Origin of the sequence: Pseudomonas sp. 57B-090624 (assembly GCF_003234055.1) — a bacterium.
In the GTDB taxonomy this organism is placed as follows: Bacteria; Pseudomonadota; Gammaproteobacteria; order Pseudomonadales; family Pseudomonadaceae; genus Metapseudomonas; species Metapseudomonas tohonis.
On sequence record NZ_QKRU01000027.1, the window covers coordinates 47,428 to 65,901 of the forward strand.

Here is an 18,474-nt window from a genome sequence, read left to right on the forward strand (position 1 = left end):
ACGGGGGGAGGTGCCGCCTCTGCCAAGCCCTGAATGCTTACGGGTTGGCCGTAAAGCGGCGCTCAGCATGCCGACCCGCAACGGGGTGGTCAAGCAGGCATCTTTACGGCAAAGTCTGCGCCTTTGCCCGCCGAGAATCACCATGCGAAGCCATGCCCTGCGCGCCGATATCCTGATGCTGATCACCGCCGCCATCTGGGGTGCCGCATTCGTCGCCCAGCGACTGGGCATGGATGCCGTCGGGCCCTTCCTCTATACAGGCCTGCGCTTCACCCTCGGTGCCCTGGTGCTGCTGCCACTGCTGTTGTTGCTGCCACGCCCGGCACCGAAAGCGCCGCTGAACCGGGGCATGCTGCTGGGCGGCGTGCTGATGGGCCTGGCCCTGTCGCTGGGCATCAACCTGCAGCAGGTCGGCCTGCTGTTCACCAGCGTGACCAACTCGGGCTTCATCACCGGGCTGTACGTGATCATCGTGCCGCTGCTCGGGCTGCTGCTGGGGCACCGCACCGGCACGGGTACCTGGCTGGGCGCCGCGATGGCGGTGGCCGGAATGTTCCTGCTCAGCGTCGGCGACGACTTCCAGGTCGCCTCGGGCGACTGGCTGCAACTGGCCGGCGCCTTCGTCTGGGGCGTGCACGTGCTGCTGGTGGGCTTCTTCGCCAGCCGCTACGACCCGATCCGCCTGGCCATCCTGCAGTTCATCACCTGCGCGGTGATCAGCATGGTGCTGGCGCTGTTGCTGGAGGAGATCCGCCTCGACGCCATCCTCACCGCCGGCCCGGCGATCCTCTACGGCGGCGTCATCGCCGTGGCCATCGGCTACACCCTGCAGGTGGTGGCGCAGAAACACGCGATCGCCTCCCACGCGGCGATCATTCTCTCCCTGGAGGCGGTTTTCGCCGCCATCGCCGGCGCCCTGCTGCTGGACGAGTCGCTGCATGCCCGTGGCTACCTGGGCTGCGGGCTGATGTTCGTCGGCATGCTGGTGGCGCAGCTCTGGCCGCAACCGAAGGTCGCGGCCGAGCGCCCAGAGACCGCGCCCGCTCAGAGATAGGGCACGAGCGCCTGGTGCGCGGGGCTGGCGAGGTCCAGCGGCAACGCGCGCTTGGCGCCGATGTAGTGCTCGGTGAACACATCCAGGTAGGCATTGAGCGCCCCGGCGGCGCGCTCGTCGCCGGCCAGCTCCAGGCACAGCGCGGCCACTTCCGCCGTGCACAGGTGCTCGTCGCGGTTGGAGCGGCGCAGGCGGTAGCGGGAGATCTGCTCCGGCTGCAGGCTGAGCACCGGGAAGCGATCCAGGTAGGGACTCTTGCGGAACATCTTGCGGGCTTCGTTCCAGGTGGCGTCGAGCAGGATGAACAGCGGGCGCTTGCCCGCCTCCACCTGCACGTCGCTGACCACCCGCGATTGCGGCTCGACGTACTCCCCCGGGAATACCAGGTACGGCTGCCATTGCGGGTCGTCGAGCAAAGCGATGATCGCCGGGTCGACTTCGGTGCGTGACCAACTGAAGGCACTGGTGTCGGCCACTGTGTCGGCGATCAGCCAGCCGGTGTTGCTGGGTTTCATCGGCTCCGAGTAGTACATGAACAGGCACATGCCGGAGCGGGCATCCACCTGCGGGCGCAGGGAACAGAAACAGTAGGGGGCGATCACCCGGCATCCCGGGCAGCGTGGCGAGCGGGCACCACGGGCGACAAAGGGGCGGGTACTGCGCGCCAGCAGCTCGGCGCGCAGGCGGGAAACGGCGTGACTCATCGGATAGCGGTCCAGGACAACTGATAGAGATCGCGACGCCGGTCCCGGCCGTTGCGCACGGCGCCCGCCTCGCGCAATTGCGCGAGGCGGGCGAGATCCAGGTCGGCGATCGCGAAGGATTCGATATTGGCATCCGCCTGGGCCAGCACGGCATCGGGCGGGAATGGCAGGTCGGCCGGGCTGAAGATCGCCGACTGGCTGTACTGGGTGTCGACGTTCTCCACCCCGCGCAACAGGCCGACGCCGCCGGCGATGGCGACATAGCACTCGTTCTCCACCGCCCGCGCCTGGGCACAGAGGCGCACACGCAGGTAGCCATGGCGGGTGTCGGTCCAGAACGGCACGAGGAGTATCTCCAGCCCCTGCTCGCGCAGCAGCCGGGGCAGCTCGGGGAACTCCACGTCGTAGCAGACGAGGATGCCGACGCGGCCCACATCGCTGTCGAACACCTGCAGGCTGTTGCCACCTTCGAGGCCCCAGGCCTCACGCTCGTTGGGGGTGATGTGCAGTTTGGGCTGGCGGTCCTGGCTGCCATCGCGGTGGCACAGCCAGCTCATGTTGAGCAGGCGCCCACCCTCCTCCAGCGGCAGGCTGCCCGGGCAGAGGTTGACCCGGTAGCGCTGGGCCAGGCGCGAGAACGCGGCCAGCAGCGGCTCGGTGTACTCGGCGAGCTTGCGCATCTGCGCCGGGCCCTGGGCGAAGCGCGCGCCCTTGAGCAGGTTGACGTGGAAGAACTCGGGGAACACCGCCAGCTCGACGCCATAGCCGGCGAGGGTCGCCACCGTGTGTTCAAGGGCCTCCAGCAGGGCCGGCAACTCGCTGCTCTGGCCGAGCGCCCACTGCACGGTGGCGACACGCACGGGGCGACGTTGCTGGGCGAGCGGCAGGGTGGTTTCCGGGCCTGGCATGGCGGGCTCCTGAAGGGCGGGGGGAATGCCGCGCAGTTTACCTGCGCCACCACGGAAAAGGGCGGCCGCAGCCGCCCTTCCGTCCCCCCTATCCTCAGAAGGTGTGGTTGAGCGCCAGGCCGATGAAATGGATCTGGGTCTTGTACTCGCCCTTGTAGTTGCCGCCGTTGCCGGTGCAGCGCACGCCGCTGTCGACATACAGGCCGCCGCTGCCGGGCACCCAGCCGGCCGGGGAGCAGGTGTCGGTGTAGTCCATCTTGCCGGTGTCGAACTGCACGAAGCTGTAGGCGAGGTCCACCGAGGTGTCCTTGAACAGCTTGTAGTTGGCGCCGAAGGACAGCCAGTAGCGATCCGCGTCGGGGAAGCCCGGGTGGCGGGTGGTGGAGCCACTGACCGGGCTCTTGTCGTAGGCGACACCGGTGCGCAGCAGCAGGTCGTCGCTGTACTGGTAGTTCATCCCCAGGGAGATCTTGTAGGTGTCGTTCCAGTCCTGCTTGACGCTGAGGTCGCCCTCGGTGACGCCGTTGAAGTAGGGGTAACCGGCGACCTGGTCGAGCCCCACGCCGATGGTGCCCAGGCGCGAGTGGCGGGTCCAGGTCACGTCGGCCATCAGCGCGACCTTGTCGTTGAGCTGGTGGAAGGCGTTGATGGACAGCGACTCGGGGGTGTCGATCGAGGTGCTGCCGTTGGAGTTGGGGTGCAAGCGGGTGGCGGCGAAGTCACCGGGGTTGATCCACTGATCGGGATCGAGCACGGCAATGATGCCGTCCGGGAAGTTGCCCAGGCCGAGGTCGGTGGAAGGATCAGGTACCGCACCCTGCACACCGGCAAAGCTCCATTTCGACTCACCCTCCAAGGTGTGCTTGATGTGAGAGCGGTAGGCGATGCCGAAGCGGGTGAACTCTGTGGGTTCCCACATGTAGCCGATGTTCCAGCCGAAGCCCCAGTCGTCACCCTTGGCGCGGAAGTAGCCATCACCCTGAACGTTATCGGCGAAGTTGTTCGCCACGCAGTCGACGAACGCATCACGGGCCAGGGTCGGGCTGCAATCGCTGATCTCGGTCGGGATCAGATTGCCCTGCGGGTCCAGTTGGCCCAGCGCTGCAGCCAGGAAGGTCTCCGTGTAGTTGGCATCGACGAACTGCCCAGCCAGTTGCCGCGAAGCGCCCTTCACATCCGCCGCGCCACGCTGGATGGACTTGATGTACTGGGCCGAGACGCCAAAGCCGATGCTGTGATGCTCGTTGAAGCGGTAGGCGATGCTGGGGTTGAAGTTGACCGTTTCCAGGCTCGCTGACTGGATGCCGTAGCGGCCGCTCCAGTCCTCTTCGTAATCCAGCTTGGCGCCATAGGGCACGAAGATCCCCAGCCCGACCGTGACCTGGTCGTTGATCTGCTTGGAGAAGTAGAAGTTCGGCGCCACGGCGGCGTCCGGCAGGTAGGAACCGGCATCGCCATCACCCGTGCCGGTGGGGTTGCCGAACACGTCGGTCGATCCCTTGTCCTCGTATTCGCCCTTGGGGAGCAGGATGCTCAGTCCGCTGGTCATCTGGGTGCCCTTGAGGCGGGCGAGCCCGGCAGGGTTGTAGAAGATCACCGAGGGATCGGCGGCTTCCGCGCCATTGGCATGGGCAGTGCCCTGGGCAGAGACGGATTGCGAACCGAAGTGATACCCGGACGCCAGGACCGGGGGGGTGAATGCAAACACCAGACTGCCGCCGCAGAACGCGGTGAGCCAGCCGGCAGGACGAGTTATTGTCATTGTTCTCGACTCCCAACTTTTTTTGACGGAGCCTCTCGGCACCGTTGAAGCAGCTTTCCTCTTTGGCCGGCACGCAAGTGTTTCCGGGGTTCGGCAGGCCAACCTCACTGGACGCCGGGGACGTCCGCTGTTTTGTGACAGCCCGTGTTTTCCACGCTATCCCCGACCTTTAGTCGTGGTGACCCGACGGGGCGCGCGGTGCGGTAACACCCCGGGGAGCGCGTCTCCAATGGCCGGCCGAAATCGCCGTTTCGCTTATCCGGCAAGGAGTTACGCGATCCACCCAGCTAAAGCGGCTGTGCGATGCAGCCAGCCCCGGCAGGTGTGTTACCGATCATCCCGCCGGCCGGGGCTCGCTCCTCGTAGCGGAGATGCGGCGGCCAGCATTTCGCCGCTACGCGCAACGGCGCAAAGAGTCGGGAAGGAACGCGCTGGCCTGGCCAGTCGCCATCCGCCCCTGAGGGGACAGACCGGCCAGGCGGCAATTGATTCAAGCGGTAGATTTCGCAGCGGGCGCCCCAAGGGTTGGATGCACACCGCTACCAAGGAGGAAACCAGGCGGGACGGGGTCTGCGGGAGCGGATCGATTACCTCTTGATCTGCCAGCCGCGCTTGTTCAGGATGCGCCGACGATAACGCCGGACGATTTCAGGTCGCCGCTGAACACCGGCGCCGACCTCGGGTCAAAGGCTGCCAACCGTTGGAGATTTTCATGTCACGCCCCCTCGCAATCGCCCTCGTACTCGCCCTGCCCTTGACTGTCCAGGCCGCTTCGCTGAAGGACTTCGAGCTGACCAAAATGCTGGAAAAAGTGGCCGAGGAAAGCAGCGTCGGGACGCCGCGCGCGATCAACGAGGACATCCTGGACCAGGGTTACACCGTCTCGGGGGCAGAACTGGTGAACCATCTCAGCGTGCGTGAGGCCCATGCGGCGCAGATGCGCGCCAATCCGGACTCCATGCGCGCACAACTGGCCAACAGCGTGTGCCGCAACAATGGCTATCGCCAACTGCTGGCGCGCGGCGCGGCACTGCGCTACGAGTTCAGCGAGTACAAGACCAATCGCCCGATCAGCAACGAGCGCTTCACCGCCTCCGATTGCGGCCTGAGCACTGCTCCGGCCAAGTAGGGCGGGACCGCTCAGTCTTCGGCGGCGCGTCGCTGCTCATCATCGGCGCGCAGCTCCGCCAGCAATGCTTCCATATAGCGCGAGCGACGCAGGCCGCCGTCCAGGCGTCGCTGGCATTCCTCCTCCAGACTGAGGCCATTGGTGTAGGCGGCCTGTTGCAACATGCGATACAGCTCGAGGTCGATCTCCAGACTCAACTTGGGCATGCCTGCCCCTCCCTCCGTACATCCCTAGACGGCCCAGACCGACCCGCTGGCCCGAACCTCCCTTGTCCTCGGCTTGCCGATACCTGCAGGTTAGGCGAGGCACGGCACATCTCCACTGCCGCAAAGGGCGGCGCCGACAGATTCCGACAAGCGCGACCGATAGCCGCGGCGAAACAATTGCGCTCCTATGCTTCTGGTATCGACGGACACCCGCTGGCAAACAACCGGGGGCTGAAGCAAGCTGTATTCGAGCGCTCGCAAGGCGCGCGGATGCGCCTGTAACGTCGATGACGCTCGACGCGACTCGCCCGCCAGAAATGATGGCCCGCAGGTCGCGATGCAGTTGATGAGCAAGGAGAACGCTATGCCTTACGAACCGGACGACTACCTGTCGAGACACTTCCAGACCAGCGGGATCGACCTCAACCAGAAGGTCGACGAACTGGTCAACCTCACGGTCCCGGGTGACAGCCGCAACCTCGCGCTGTACCGGGAAATGGTGATCACCGTGGTGCGCATGGCCCAGGCCGACCGCAACCGCTGGGACGCCAAGATCATGCTGCAGACGCTCCGCGAGATGGAGCACGCCTTCAGCGTCCTCGAACAGTTCAAGCGGCGCCGCAAGGTCACCGTGTTCGGCTCGGCACGTACACCGGTCGAACATCCCATCTACGACCTTGCGCGCCAACTGGGCAGGGAACTGGCCAAGCTCGACCTGATGGTGATCACAGGTGCCGGCGGCGGCATCATGGCCGCCGCACACGAAGGTGCGGGGTTGGAGAACAGCCTCGGACTCAACATCACACTCCCCTTCGAACAGCACGCCAACGCGACGGTGGACGGCACGGATAACCTGCTGTCGTTCCACTTCTTCTTCGTGCGCAAGCTGTTCTTCGTCAAGGAGGCGGATGCGCTGGTGCTTTGCCCGGGCGGCTTCGGCACCCTCGACGAGGCCCTCGAAGTGATGACCCTGGTTCAGACCGGCAAGAGCCCGCTGGTGCCGATCGTGCTGCTCGATGAGCCGAACGGCAGCTACTGGAAGGAGGCGCTGGATTTCCTCCATCGCCAGCTGGAGCAGAACCGCTACATCCTGCCCACCGACATGAAGCTGATGCGGCTGGTCCACAGCGCCGAAGAGGCCGCCGATGAAATTGCGCGCTTCTACGGCAACTACCACTCCAGCCGCTGGCTAAAGGGCAGCTTCCTGATCCGCATGAATCACGGCCTGACCGAACCTGCGCTGGCGGAAATCCGAGAAACCTTCGCGGACCTGTGCCTGCAAGGCAGCTTCGAGCAAAGGCCCCATTGCGAGTCAGAGAAGGACGAACCGGAGTTCTGCGACCTCATCCGCCTGGCGTTCACCTTCAACGGACGCGACCACGGGCGCCTGCGCGAACTGATCGACTTCATCAACGAACCGCAGCATTGGGCAAACCACGCCTGAGTATCCCACCAGACGGCCATGCGCGAACGCGCATGGCCCGAGTGGCGTGCAATCAGTCGTCGAGGGAAGCGCCGCGCAGCAGGCGGCCGATCATGTCCATGGAATAGCCACGGTAGGCGAGATAGCGGCCCTGCTTGGCACGCTCACGAGCGTCGGCAGGTCGTTCCCCGCCGAACTTGCGCGACCAGACGTCACGCAGATGACTGCCCCAATCGACATCCGCCTCGCGCAGTGCGGCCTCGATTCCATCCCTGGCCAGGCCCCGCTGAGCGAGATCTTCACGAATGCGCTGCGGCCCATAGCCTGCACGGGCACGGCTGGCCACGAAGCTTTCCAGGTAACGGGACTCATCGAGCAGGCCCTCGTCCGCAAGGCGGTCGAGGGCGCTGTCGATCAGTTCGGGAAGAGCACCCCGTTGACGCAACTTGCGCGTCAACTCGACCCGCCCATGTTCTCGTCGCGCCAGGAGGTCCATGGCGGCCCGCCGCACAGCGGCGGGGCTATCGAGCACGATGGGCACGGGGTTTAGAAGTCGGCTTCGGTTTCGGCGACTTCGCTGGTGGCAGCGGACTCGCCCTTGATGGCGTCACGATTGAGCAACTGCTCACGGATCAGCTTCTCGATGGCCTTGCCCACTTCAGGGTTGTCCTCCAGGTACTTGGCGGAATTGGCCTTGCCCTGGCCGATCTTGTTGCCCTGGTAGCTGTACCAGGCGCCGGACTTCTCCAGGATGCCCTGCTGCACGCCCAGGTCGATGATCTCGCCATTGCGGTAGATGCCCTTGCCATAAAGAATCTGGAACTCGGCCTGACGGAAGGGCGGAGCGACCTTGTTCTTCACGACCTTGACGCGGGTTTCGCTGCCCACCACTTCCTCGCCCTCTTTCACCGCACCGATACGGCGGATGTCGAGGCGGACGGAGGCGTAGAACTTCAGCGCGTTACCACCGGTGGTGGTTTCCGGGCTGCCGAACATCACGCCGATCTTCATGCGGATCTGGTTGATGAAGATGACCAGGCAGTTGGCGTTCTTGATGTTGCCGGTGATCTTGCGCAGCGCCTGGGACATCAGGCGGGCCTGCAGGCCGACGTGGGAATCGCCCATCTCGCCTTCGATCTCGGCCTTGGGCACCAGGGCCGCCACGGAGTCGACGATGATCACGTCGACGGCATTGGAACGCACCAGCATATCGGTGATCTCCAGCGCCTGTTCGCCGGTATCCGGCTGGGAGACCAGCAGGTCATCGACATTCACGCCCAGTTTGCCGGCGTAGTCGGGATCCAGCGCGTGCTCGGCGTCGACGAATGCGCAAGTGGCACCCGCCTTCTGGGCTTCAGCGATCACGGACAGGGTCATGGTGGTCTTGCCCGAGGATTCCGGACCGTAGATTTCCACGATACGGCCCTTGGGCAGACCGCCGATACCGAGCGCGATATCCAGGCCGAGGGAGCCGGTGGAGATGGCCGGAATGGCCTGGCGATCGTGATCACCCATGCGCATTACGGCGCCCTTGCCGAACTGTTTCTCGATCTGGCCCAGGGCAGCCGCCAAAGCACGCTTCTTGTTCTCGTCCATTGAAGTCCTCGCTAATCAAGAGGGCCTGACGGCCACCAACAACTGTATAAGTAGCCAGTATTATTCCATAGGGCAAGTCGCGCGCCTACCCCTCGGACGCTTTTTCTCCTGCAGCTAGTCGGATCACCCCATCCAGGGCCTTGGCCACCGTCTGCTGGCGGACCGACTGGCGATCACCCTCGAACTGACAGCGGCACGACTGGATGGAGCCACCATCGGCCCAGGCCAGCCAGACGGTGCCGACCGGCTTCTCCAGCGAACCGCCGTCCGGTCCTGCGACGCCGCTGACGGCCACCGCGAAACGTGCACCGCTGGCCGCCTGGGCCCCCTGCACCATGGCTTCGACGACTTCGCGACTGACCGCGCCGACGCGACCGAACAGCTCGCGCGCAACCCCGAGTTGGCGGGTCTTCTGGGCATTGGAATAGGTGATGTAGCCCGCCTCGAACCAGGCCGAGCTCCCGGGGATACGGGTGATCGCCTCGGCAATGCCGCCACCCGTGCAGGATTCGGCGGTGGTCACCTGGGCGCCCACGAGGCGTAGTTGCTGGCCAAGGCGCGCGGCCAGTTCGGTCAGTCGTGAATCGATATCGGACATGTGCACTCCGGGGTTAAAGCGGGCGAGCGGGATACCGTACACTAGCGCCTTTTGCGCGCAAGGCCGGGCATCGCCGCCCTCCTGCCGAACGTCCTTGCCGCCCCACTTTCAAGACAGATGCGCTGACCGATGGCCAAAGATACCCAGGACCTCTCCGACCACACGCCGATGATGCAGCAGTATGGTGATTTGAGAGCTCGGCGCCTTTATTCATCCGCGCTTCCGCGACCAGCTGTCTAATTGGAAATCCCGAGATAGCCCTTCCAGAGGCCGCATAAATCGGGTTAGCGTCACTTAGAATTAGACAGCCATCCTCGCCCGTTCTGGGCAACTATTTTCCCTTAGTTCCCAACTCGATGACCCACGCCTGCAGACCCTTCAGCCTCACGGCGCAGCGGTCTGCATCTCCGGCGAGGGCGGCAAGATCTGCTGCAGTCGCTGGGTGAAGTTCGGCGTACTGGGCTCCATCATCCACGCCGGAGGCGCCGGAGGCGGTGGGCACTCCACCGCAACTGGCCGGACTTCGGACCTTGACGAGCAGCCGCTGGCGATCAGCAGCGAGATCAGCGCGCAGCCGATCAGTGTTTTCCTGAGCATGTGCTAGCTCCTGGTAGTGCTGTTGTTCGGTGAGAGCCAGGCGACGCTGTAGGTCCGCCTGCTGTTCGTGCTGTGTCTGCATCTGCCTTGCCGTGGCGCGGTCGATTTCGGCCAGAGTGTCGGCGTGCACCTGGTTGGCGGTGGCCAGCTTCGCCTCCCAGCGCCAGCCGTTGACCATCGCTCCGGCAACAGCCGCTATGGCGCAGGCGACCATCAGCACCAGCAGTCGAACCGGCAGGGCGGTCACTGCACTGCCTCCACGGCCTGCTGGTAGAGCGCTGGCCAGGTCTCAGGGTGCGGCTTACCGGGGCGCCAGGTGCGCAGGTACATCTCCCAGGCAGCACGTGGCGCCCCGATCTCCGGCAAGGCCATGGGATCAGTGATCAGCAGCAGGCGCGCCAGGCAGCAGGCCAGGATGTCGTCGGTCTCGATCGCGGCGTAGATGGCGTCATCGGTCGGGGGCACGCCACGGGCTTCGAGCACCTTCGCGGCGGTGCGCATGGTGGCCACGTGGCGCGGAACGCCGTGGACCATGCCGCCACCCTTCTCCCCCTGCCAGAAGCTCTTGGCGGGGCCGTAGATCTGCCGGCGGTGAAGGAAGCGGCTCTCCTGCAGCCCGATGGCCAGCAGCATCACCTCGGCCTTCTTGCCCCCCATGCGGTCAGGCAGCAGCAAAAACGCCGGGGCGATGATCTCCCGGCGGACCTGTTGTAGATCCATGGTGTTCTCCAGAAACAAGAAGCCCCGCGCTTGGCGGGGCTGTCAGGTAGGTTCGGCCTGCGGCGGCCAGCTCATCGGCGGAAGCATGGCGAGCAGTTCGGCCTCGGTGGGAATGGGTGCGCCTGCTTTCACGTCGGCCACCAGCTGGTAGCCCAGAGCCCAGCAAGCGTCTCGCCACTCCACGCCGGCCTGGCCCTCGGCCTGGAACTGAGGGTTGGTGCTGGTGGCGTAGGTGCACAGGCTGAGGATGCTGTCGTAACGTCGCTCCCGCGCCACGGTGTCCATGTGGCGCTGCACGCAGCCAGTGAGCTCGGTGAGGATATCCTGCTCGGTCCTGGGAATTTCCGATGACGGAATGACGCGCCCGCCCACTTTTGCGGCCAGAGCTTCGATTTTGATACCAGGCGCAACCGCCATCACTGCACCGTCCGGCAAGAGAATTACCTGGCTCATCACATGCCCCCGAATATGATTACCGAGATGTCAGCGTTGTCCACAGCGCTGCCGCCGCCGTCCGCAAACATCACCCGCACTGACGTCGTTGTCTTCGTGCTCGTGCTGTCAGTCGTGTTGAACGTCCCGTTGTAGAGGTACATCCAGCGCCCATTGCCCGTGCCGGCCGAGTAGCCGACTGCATAGTTGGCGTTCGCCATCGGGTTGACGAAGTTAATGGTGTAGACCCCGGCCGACACTCGCGTCACAGACGCGACGTTATGCGCACCTTTGATCGACATGGTCACGCCGTTGAAGTTGACCCAGGCAGTGGCGAGACCTTTATCAATGGTCAGTGCCGGCATCGCGGCAACGCGCATGTAGTCCATGCACCGCCAGTTCCCGCCCCCCAGCGAGACAAACAGAGCCGTATCACCGCCGACCGTGGTGATGTTGGCCAGGCCAGGCAGGATCATCGATGTGGCGTTGTAGGTGATCGTCAGCACGCCCTGGAAGGTCAGCCAGCGCGTTGTGCCGGCCGGCGCAGTCCCGAACGAGGTGATGCCGGTGGTGCCGGAGATGCTCAGTGTATTCGCGCGGGCAGCGCCGATGTCTGTCGTCGCAGCCGATGCCACCGTGAGGATAGGGCCTGGGTCTATGGCTCCTACGGCACGCATCAGCCGGTCACCGTCACGCGGTACTGCCCGGAGGTGGGAGCCGTACCGAAGGTCAGCTGAATCGTGTTCACCCCGTTGGCCACCCAGTCAGCGATCACCCCGGCATTGGTCGAGGCCTCGCGCACGCTGACGACCACGTCCTGGGTATTGAGGTTGTGGGTGACGGTGATCGTCGTGGCCGTGCCGTCGCCGATGGTGGCCGACATCTTGCGGGCAGTGACGGAGGTATCGACCGCGATGACACCGCCGGTGATGGTGATGCCGTTGCCTGCGGTGTAGCTCGAACCGCCTCCGACCTGCTCCCAGACGATGGCGGTGGTGCCTACCGTGATCGGGGCATCGGTGGTCATCTTCCACTGCTGGTTTCCCTGGGTGGTGCCTTCGCTCACGAAAACAGCGGCGCCCAGCATCTCGGCGGCAGTATCGAAATCGGTAGAACGGGTCCAGCTGCCGGAGACCGCCAGGTAGATGCCGTTGCCCGATGCGGTCGACTGGTTCTTCACCAGCACGCGGTCGCCGGCCACTAGGGCGACGCCGTCAATTGTCTGGGTGCCGGACAGCGTGATGTTCGCCGTGGTGGCCGCGCGCACCGGAGCTTTCCAGGCGAAGCCCTGGATTGCCGCATCCAGTTGGGAGCGGGTAACCGCGTCCTGCGGATTCACCCCGTCCGCGAGGTTGATGGCCTTGAAGCCGTTGAGGTCAAGCGTGTTCGTTTGCTTCATGGGGTGCTCCTAGTTGAAGTACGCGCGGCCGATCTCGGGCCGCCCGTGGATGATCTGAACGATGTTGTCGTCGATGTAGGTGACGTCGGGCTCTACCCGGTTGCCGAGGTGGTCAACGACGGTGACGCTGGGGAAGCGCTGAAGGTTGTGAGGGACGGTCCACACCGCCAGGGCGATGGTCTGATCCCACTGGAAGGTCGTTCCGCCCGGGGCGCCGTCACGGCCGGATGGACCTTGCGGCCCGGTGGCCACCACCAAGGCAGGTGCCGGCCTGGGCTGAACCACAATCGCTACCGGCTGCGCCACCACTACTGCGGGCGGGTTATCAGCCATGGCAGCACCCTCCACCCTCGGTAACCACCACCTCGCCGCGCAGCCAGCGCTCAACGCGCCCATCGGTGTAGGTGAGGTCAAGGTCCCATTCGCCGCGCGTCCAGGTGATGGCAGCGGTCTGCTCGGGGGTGAGCACAATCAGCAGCTGGCCCAGGCCGGTTACGGTCAGCCCGTCGCCCAGCGTGAGCACGATGGGCTCGGCGCCCTCCCCCCGGATCTCGACTCGGGGCACCATGCCGGTGAGGTCCACCGGCAGTTGGAAGACCAGCACGCCTCCGCTGGCCTTCAGCTGCAGCCCGTTGATGTCGTTGAACTCGACCGTATCGGCGTCGACTACGCGGGTCATGCGACCCACGGCGGTGGCCTTGTCCAGGTTCAGGCCCTGGCCCTGCTGGATTCCCTCGCACCAGGTCATCCATTCCCCGGGCAGGCCGTGGCCTGGCACCGTCATCTTCAGCGGGGCCGTCTGCTGTATCGCCGTGATCGGCTTGTAGGTGTAGGTAGGCTGCATCAGCAGGAGCGGCTGCTGCAGCGTGGCGCCCGGAATGATGGGCAGGTCTAGGCGGGCCGGCGTCATGCTGGCTACTCCTTGTGTCAGGGGTGTCAGGCGCCGGCGGCGCGGTGCAGGCGGAAGAGCGGCGGGTTGGCGGCGGCCAGGTCGGAGCGCAGGAATTCCCAGGTGTCGGGTGCGCCGGTTGACCAGCTGATCGAGCGCTGCAGCAGCGTGTAGCGGCTGTTGCCGTCAGCCGAGGTGCCCAGTACGGGTGTGCCCACAGAGGCCGCGCGAACGAACGGGGAGCCGTTCGGGTGAGCAGCCAGCCAGTAGCGGCGACCGCCAGCCAAGACGGCCGGAACGTCCAGGGTCACAGTGGCCTGGCCCGTAGCAGCAGCCGAGACGCTACCCAAGGCACCAGACAAGCCAGCACCTGGCCATCCTGCTGCATCCGACTCGTAGATCTTCATGGTGATCACGCTGGAGGCCGCCGCCGTGGTGATGATCATCGACACCTGATCGACGGTCATGTCATGGGGCGGCACGAACGGCACCAGGTAGACGGTGTTCGCGGTCAGGAACTGCGTCGAGTTGGTGAAGCTGACCGGGATGTTGTCAGTCCAGGCGTCCTCCGGTATCTCGAACACCGGTACCGCCACCCACTCCTCGAAGCGGCGCTGATACTGGCGGCCATCGTCGGTCACGTCGTCGATGCCGCCGCCAGGGCCAGTTCCGCCACCGGAGTCGCGGAGCAGAGCGAGCTGACCCGCCGTGGCGCGGCCGCTGACCTTGCTACCCGAGGGCCAGAGTCTGTCGGCGGTGCCTTCCTGGGCACGAGCGACGGTCAGCACGCCCGACGCATTGGCGGTGACCTTCACGATCTCCCAGGCGTTTTCCTGGCCCGCCACATCGAAGCCCACCAGGGTAGCCAGGTAGTAGTCGCCACCAGTCAGGCCGGTGAGCAACGCAGCGCGGTCGGTCTCCACGGTCATGCTGGTGGCGCCGGCGGCCAGCTCGGCCTGCAGGGTCGCCGTCCAGTTGTTCACGAACAAAGGTTTGGCCATCAGATCCATCCTACGATCCCAGCCGACAAGGCCGAGGCGATGTGAGTAACAGGGTTCCAGGCGCAGTAGGGCCTGGGCCCATACAGGCGATTGCGGTCGGGGAACGTGACGATCGCTGCCTGGTGGCTCTCGTTCATGACCAGCGGGCCAAGCGGAGTAGTCGGGCAGGCAGCGCCGATGTAGCGGTGCACTGTCTGGGGCGCCCCAGTCTCCTGCAGGCTCACGTAGAGCCCGATCAGGTTGTTGGAGAACGCCACGATGTCCGCATGATCGCCAGCCAGGACGCCGCCGATAGAGTCGCGCGGCATCAGGCGTTCGCGCAGAGTCAGCGGCCCGACCGCATCAACCGGCGACTCCTCGCCAGAGAAGGTCTGGCTGTAGATCGTCTCCCCGTTGAGGGTGCCGGAAGCCGTGATGGTGCCCGGCGGCGACTCATTGAACAGGCTGGCCAGGTCCATCTCGCAGGCCTGGGTCTCATCGACCTTCAGCTGCCAGAGGAACCTCGATCGCTTCGTGCCGCCATCGACGGTCATGTGCTGCTCGGCCTCCTCGCGCCGGTACAGCAGGCACGGGATCGGCACACCGGACTCGTTGAACCAGGCCGCCCAGATCCGGTCGATGATCTCCCGCGTCTCCGTGCCGTTCGCCGAGATGGGGTTGCCGGTGCCGTCGTGCTCCACCACCAGGTCGGAGGTGTAGCCCGAGGTTCCCAGTGTCTCGGCCCGGGTGTAGAGCACGGTGATGTTGGCAGCGAACGGCGTAGCGGCGCCGCCGGTGACCTCCACCAGCAGGAACCCCACCGGCATGGGCCGCTCCAGCGGGCCGTAGGCCACGTCACGCATGTACAGCATCAAGATGGCCTTGCGGCCGTCGCTGCTGATGTCGATCGGGACCGGCCACTGGAACACCGGCGCTTCGCCCTCGCCGAAATCCAGGCTCGGGGTGCTCTGCCCGTTGTCCGCCGGCCAGGTCACCGTTATGGCCTTGGTTTGTGGGGGCTTTCCGAACTCGCCCATGCGCCGCGCCTGGGCGCCATCCAGGTTGATGATCCAGCGCGTCCCGTCCGGCGAGCAGTAGAGCCAGCCGCCCAGGTCCTGGCCGTAGAGGGAGGTCCCGCTGAGGATCGCCTCGTTCCACCACTCACGGCCTGCAGCCTCATCGGCTGCCAGCTGCTCCGGGGTGCGCACGACTGCGGGCGTGCCGGGCACGTAGATGCGGTAGTTCGTGCTGCCCGTCAGCGGGTGCTCCTTGGTCTGTCCGTTGGGCAGCACGATTTCGCCCTGGCTGGGGTTGGCCGCCGGACGTATCAGGCCATGCCAGGGCCAGCCCCAAACGTTTACGGCGTCGGTCGGGACGCCGCCGATGTTCATCATCGCTTCGGCTCCGCCAGGATCACTTGGTGATCCGCCACGTTGTCCGCGTCGCGGAACTTCATGATGTGCACCGGTGGAATCTCCAAGGTGAAAATGCCTTCGCTGGTGGTCAGCACCAGGTCGGCGTAGTAGGTGCGGTCCGGCACCGTGTCACCGTCGCCATCCACCTTGGTCTGCTCGGTCAGAGGCCAGGCCACGCCCTCCCCTGTTCCGCCGGTAGCGGCAGGCTCTACCCAGACGCCACGGCCCCGTGTCGCCGGGCGCAAGCCCTTGCGCTCGATGGTGTTCAGCTCCTGCGTGCGCCGGCGGCTGGTTTCCAGGCTGTTCAGATCACGCTTCAGCGAGCTCGCTCGGGACGAACTCACCCCAGCGCGGATAGCGGCGCGTTCTTGGGCAAGGGTCATTTACAGCTCCAGGAGGTCGTTCGGCACAGCGACCCTGTAGGTCTGCGCCTGCTCCACCTCGTACTCGTCACGGTGGTCGGCAGGCTGTTCCGGTGCTTCCAGGTCGAAGCGACGCTCGAACTTGTCCTGCGTCGAGTTGTAGTTGGTGTAGTTGCCGGAGAACCCGAGCAGGTCCTCGTCGTAGGGCGGGCTGTCGACGTGGCCGGAGAGCTGGGTCGGCAGCTGGATCAGCACCGGCACTTCGCCGGATGGCGTGCTGGCCGGGGCGCCCGGAACGGTGAGCGGGTCGGTGTCATCACCGCCGCCCTGGCTCACCGCGAACTGAATCGAGGTGACGGCCGAGCCGCTGTCCAGGTCCCACTGGTGCGCGATGCTGAACATCCGAGCCTGGCAGACGATGTTGCGCCCCAGGATCACGTCCTCTACCCGCCCGGTGTGCTCCAGGCGAATAGCGAGGCAGTCCGCCGTCGGGAGCTGGTAGCCGAACCGGTTGCCTCGGTGGGCGCCAAGGATCTTCACCCGTCCGACGTGCATCAGGCAGCTCAAGGCCTGGGCCCGTCGCTCGTCCTCGCGAATGTCCACCACCCAGTCGCCCAGGGCATCCTGCACTGCATCTGCGTCCGGCCCGGTAAAGGTCGCATCCTCGAAGGAGTCGGCGCGGTCGCTCTCGGTCTCGATCGCCACCCGCTCCCGGTCGATCACCTCGCCCGCCTGGGTCACGCTGGCCGGCGCCTCGATGCGCAGCTTGTACTGCTCCGTCACCGGCTGGACCCAGCGCATGGCGCTGTCCCAAGTGGCGCGCACCAGCAGGTCAGGGTAAGGGTTGGTCCAGCCCGACGGCGGGTCACACAGAGCCCCGGACCCAGTTGGCGGAAGCCGTTCCCATACGACGTTGATGATCGCCTGATAGCCGGCATCCTCGCTGGCCTGAGTGACCATTGCGATATCCGGCAGCTCGGTTCCGTCCTCACGGTGGTTGAAGCAGAAGCCGTCGATAACTGTCAGGCCAACCCAGGACGGATGCTCCCAGAAGAACGGCTGGTGGCGCTCACGCAGCCGAGGGAACCGGTAGTCGCCCTCGATCTCCACGACGTTGATCCGCTCGCTCAGCTCCACCGGTATCCACTCGATGGACTCGAACAGCACCGCCCCGGCCGGGACGATGAAGTGCGGCTCGGGGGTCGGCGCCCACTCCGTTACCTGCAGCGCGCCCTCCAGGCTGAGCTGCAGGCTTGCCGGACGGGTGCTCATCCGCTCGGATGCATAGTCCCAGCGCGAGCGCCCCTCGACCTCCTCGAACACATCCGCCGACCACAGGCCGCCGGTGATGGCGTCTATGCCGGCCACGTCCATGGCCTCCACGATCTCGTTGAGGCGGTCGCTGCACTCGCAGGAGAGCACCCGGGTCTGCAGGTTGAACTGCGGGCCGGTGATCTGCCCTCGGAAGCACAGCGCCGCATCCCAGCCAGAGCCATTCCAGACCATGAATGACAATTCGACCTTCTGGCCCTGGTAGCTGGCCGGGTTCACCGCTTCGCCCAGGAACTGCAGGTCGAAGTCGGCGATGCTGCGGGCGCCCTCCTCCCTCTGGATGCTGATGGAACCCGCCAGCAGGTGGCTGGAGTCCACGCCGTTGAGCATCAGCCGAACCGACCACAGCACCGACACCACAGGATCAATCGTCACCGGCGCCGGTGGAGCGCCCACAGCAAGGCCGCCGTTCAGCGGAGCCCCGTTGATCGGCGAGCCATTCAGTTGCATCAGACTTCCTCGGCGGTGATGGTCCAGTCGTGGGTGTTGGCCTGCGGGTCCATGGACTCCGGCGGCGGTTCGCAGAACACCGTGAATTGCGGCATCCAGCAGACCTGGTAGAGAGCGGCGCCCGGTACTTCGGTGATGGTGAAGGCGTTGCCGGTCATGGCGACAGGCGTTTCCATCCACTCGCGGCCGACCAGCGCCAGCGCCCAGGGCGCCTTGTCAGGGCGCGCGGTACCGACGATGGAGCCGGTGAGCGAAGTGGTGCTGATAGAGAGCTGCTTCGTGCAGCGCAGCTCCAGCGGCTGGCTGAAGTCCAGAGCCGAAAGCCCTGGGCCCATCCAGCCGCTGCCGCGCAGGCTGATACTCATCTTCCGCCAGTGCTGCATCTTCACCGCCGCACCGCCAGAGCGCCGCACAACAGTCGATCCGCCAATCGGCGAATACTCCTGCAGCACGGGTCCGCTCCAGAAGCCCTTCAGCGGGATACCGCCGAGCATGACGTCCGGGATCATGGTTGGTCC

General features: G+C 65.5%; 22 protein-coding genes. 3 read left to right on the forward strand and 19 right to left on the reverse strand.

Annotation, left to right across the window (positions count from 1 at the left end; translation table 11 throughout):
• The first annotated feature begins 67 nt into the window (after positions 1-67).
• Positions 68-1,054, forward strand: a complete 987-nt coding sequence (locus DMX10_RS14595; protein ID WP_371921695.1) for a DMT family transporter — start codon at positions 68-70, stop codon at positions 1,052-1,054.
• Here DMX10_RS14595 and DMX10_RS14600 read toward each other — a convergent pair.
• The 3 genes from DMX10_RS14600 to DMX10_RS14610 form a co-directional block, all read right to left on the reverse strand.
• Positions 1,045-1,758, reverse strand: coding sequence for a tRNA-uridine aminocarboxypropyltransferase (locus DMX10_RS14600; protein WP_111261752.1), 714 nt, complete (start codon positions 1,756-1,758; stop codon positions 1,045-1,047). The genes DMX10_RS14595 and DMX10_RS14600 overlap by 10 nt on opposite strands.
• Positions 1,755-2,666: a carbon-nitrogen hydrolase family protein gene (locus DMX10_RS14605; RefSeq protein WP_158545605.1), complete on the reverse strand. Its 912-nt coding sequence runs from the start codon at positions 2,664-2,666 to the stop codon at positions 1,755-1,757. The genes DMX10_RS14600 and DMX10_RS14605 overlap by 4 nt, the downstream gene beginning before the upstream one ends.
• A 94-nt stretch (positions 2,667-2,760) precedes the next feature.
• Positions 2,761-4,428: an OmpP1/FadL family transporter gene (locus DMX10_RS14610; protein WP_111261754.1), complete on the reverse strand. Its 1,668-nt coding sequence runs from the start codon at positions 4,426-4,428 to the stop codon at positions 2,761-2,763.
• A 712-nt stretch (positions 4,429-5,140) separates the two neighbouring features.
• On the opposite strand from DMX10_RS14610, the gene DMX10_RS14615 reads away from it, so the two are divergent.
• On the forward strand, positions 5,141-5,557 hold the full coding sequence (locus DMX10_RS14615) for a quorum-sensing-regulated virulence factor family protein (protein WP_111261755.1): 417 nt from the start codon (positions 5,141-5,143) through the stop codon (positions 5,555-5,557).
• Positions 5,558-5,568: 11 nt separating this feature from the next.
• Here DMX10_RS14615 and DMX10_RS14620 read toward each other — a convergent pair whose 3' ends face one another.
• Entirely contained in the window at positions 5,569-5,763 is a 195-nt protein-coding gene (locus DMX10_RS14620) for a hypothetical protein (protein WP_111261756.1), read from the reverse strand.
• Positions 5,764-6,127: 364 nt separating this feature from the next.
• On the opposite strand from DMX10_RS14620, the gene DMX10_RS14625 reads away from it, so the two are divergent.
• Positions 6,128-7,207: a TIGR00730 family Rossman fold protein gene (locus DMX10_RS14625; protein ID WP_111261757.1), complete on the forward strand. Its 1,080-nt coding sequence runs from the start codon at positions 6,128-6,130 to the stop codon at positions 7,205-7,207.
• A 52-nt stretch (positions 7,208-7,259) separates the two neighbouring features.
• Here DMX10_RS14625 and recX read toward each other — a convergent pair whose 3' ends face one another.
• The 15 genes from recX to DMX10_RS14700 all read right to left on the reverse strand — a co-directional run bounded on the left by recX (position 7,260) and on the right by DMX10_RS14700 (position 18,465).
• Positions 7,260-7,727, reverse strand: coding sequence for a recombination regulator RecX (gene recX / locus DMX10_RS14630; protein ID WP_111261758.1), 468 nt, complete (start codon positions 7,725-7,727; stop codon positions 7,260-7,262).
• A gap of 5 nt (positions 7,728-7,732) precedes the next feature.
• Positions 7,733-8,782 carry a recombinase RecA gene (recA, locus tag DMX10_RS14635; protein ID WP_111261759.1) on the reverse strand — a complete coding sequence of 350 codons (1,050 nt, stop codon included), beginning with the start codon at positions 8,780-8,782 and terminating at the stop codon, positions 7,733-7,735.
• 85 nt (positions 8,783-8,867) lie between these two features.
• The gene (locus tag DMX10_RS14640) at positions 8,868-9,380 is read right to left on the reverse strand and encodes a CinA family protein (protein WP_111261760.1); all 513 of its coding nucleotides are present in this window, start codon (positions 9,378-9,380) and stop codon (positions 8,868-8,870) included.
• Positions 9,381-9,711: 331 nt separating this feature from the next.
• A complete protein-coding gene (locus DMX10_RS14645) occupies positions 9,712-10,224 on the reverse strand; it encodes a lysis system i-spanin subunit Rz (protein ID WP_111261761.1) in 513 nt (170 codons plus the stop codon).
• Positions 10,221-10,697 carry a hypothetical protein gene (locus DMX10_RS14650; RefSeq protein WP_111261762.1) on the reverse strand — a complete coding sequence of 159 codons (477 nt, stop codon included), beginning with the start codon at positions 10,695-10,697 and terminating at the stop codon, positions 10,221-10,223. The genes DMX10_RS14645 and DMX10_RS14650 overlap by 4 nt, the downstream gene beginning before the upstream one ends.
• Positions 10,698-10,739: 42 nt before the next feature.
• Entirely contained in the window at positions 10,740-11,150 is a 411-nt protein-coding gene (locus DMX10_RS14655; protein ID WP_111261763.1) for a hypothetical protein, read from the reverse strand.
• Positions 11,150-11,806 (reverse strand): hypothetical protein, encoded by a 657-nt coding sequence (locus tag DMX10_RS14660; RefSeq protein WP_111261764.1) that lies wholly within the window; start codon positions 11,804-11,806, stop codon positions 11,150-11,152. Before DMX10_RS14660 ends, DMX10_RS14655 begins: the two co-directional genes overlap by 1 nt.
• Positions 11,806-12,528, reverse strand: a complete 723-nt coding sequence (locus DMX10_RS14665) for a head decoration protein (protein ID WP_111261765.1) — start codon at positions 12,526-12,528, stop codon at positions 11,806-11,808. Before DMX10_RS14665 ends, DMX10_RS14660 begins: the two co-directional genes overlap by 1 nt.
• Before the next feature lie 9 nt (positions 12,529-12,537).
• Positions 12,538-12,861: a hypothetical protein gene (locus tag DMX10_RS14670; RefSeq protein WP_111261766.1), complete on the reverse strand. Its 324-nt coding sequence runs from the start codon at positions 12,859-12,861 to the stop codon at positions 12,538-12,540.
• Complete coding sequence (locus tag DMX10_RS14675; RefSeq protein WP_111261767.1) at positions 12,854-13,438, reverse strand: hypothetical protein; 585 nt, start codon at positions 13,436-13,438, stop codon at positions 12,854-12,856. The genes DMX10_RS14670 and DMX10_RS14675 overlap by 8 nt, the downstream gene beginning before the upstream one ends.
• 26 nt (positions 13,439-13,464) lie before the next feature.
• The gene (locus tag DMX10_RS14680; RefSeq protein WP_146603015.1) at positions 13,465-14,427 is read right to left on the reverse strand and encodes a hypothetical protein; all 963 of its coding nucleotides are present in this window, start codon (positions 14,425-14,427) and stop codon (positions 13,465-13,467) included.
• On the reverse strand, positions 14,418-15,791 hold the full coding sequence (locus DMX10_RS14685) for a hypothetical protein (protein ID WP_111261769.1): 1,374 nt from the start codon (positions 15,789-15,791) through the stop codon (positions 14,418-14,420). Before DMX10_RS14685 ends, DMX10_RS14680 begins: the two co-directional genes overlap by 10 nt.
• The gene (locus tag DMX10_RS14690; RefSeq protein ID WP_111261770.1) at positions 15,788-16,195 is read right to left on the reverse strand and encodes a hypothetical protein; all 408 of its coding nucleotides are present in this window, start codon (positions 16,193-16,195) and stop codon (positions 15,788-15,790) included. Before DMX10_RS14690 ends, DMX10_RS14685 begins: the two co-directional genes overlap by 4 nt.
• Positions 16,196-17,956, reverse strand: a complete 1,761-nt coding sequence (locus DMX10_RS14695) for a hypothetical protein (protein WP_111261771.1) — start codon at positions 17,954-17,956, stop codon at positions 16,196-16,198. It abuts the gene before it with no gap.
• On the reverse strand, positions 17,956-18,465 hold the full coding sequence (locus tag DMX10_RS14700; protein WP_111261772.1) for a hypothetical protein: 510 nt from the start codon (positions 18,463-18,465) through the stop codon (positions 17,956-17,958). The genes DMX10_RS14695 and DMX10_RS14700 overlap by 1 nt, the downstream gene beginning before the upstream one ends.
• Positions 18,466-18,474 lie beyond the last annotated feature (9 nt).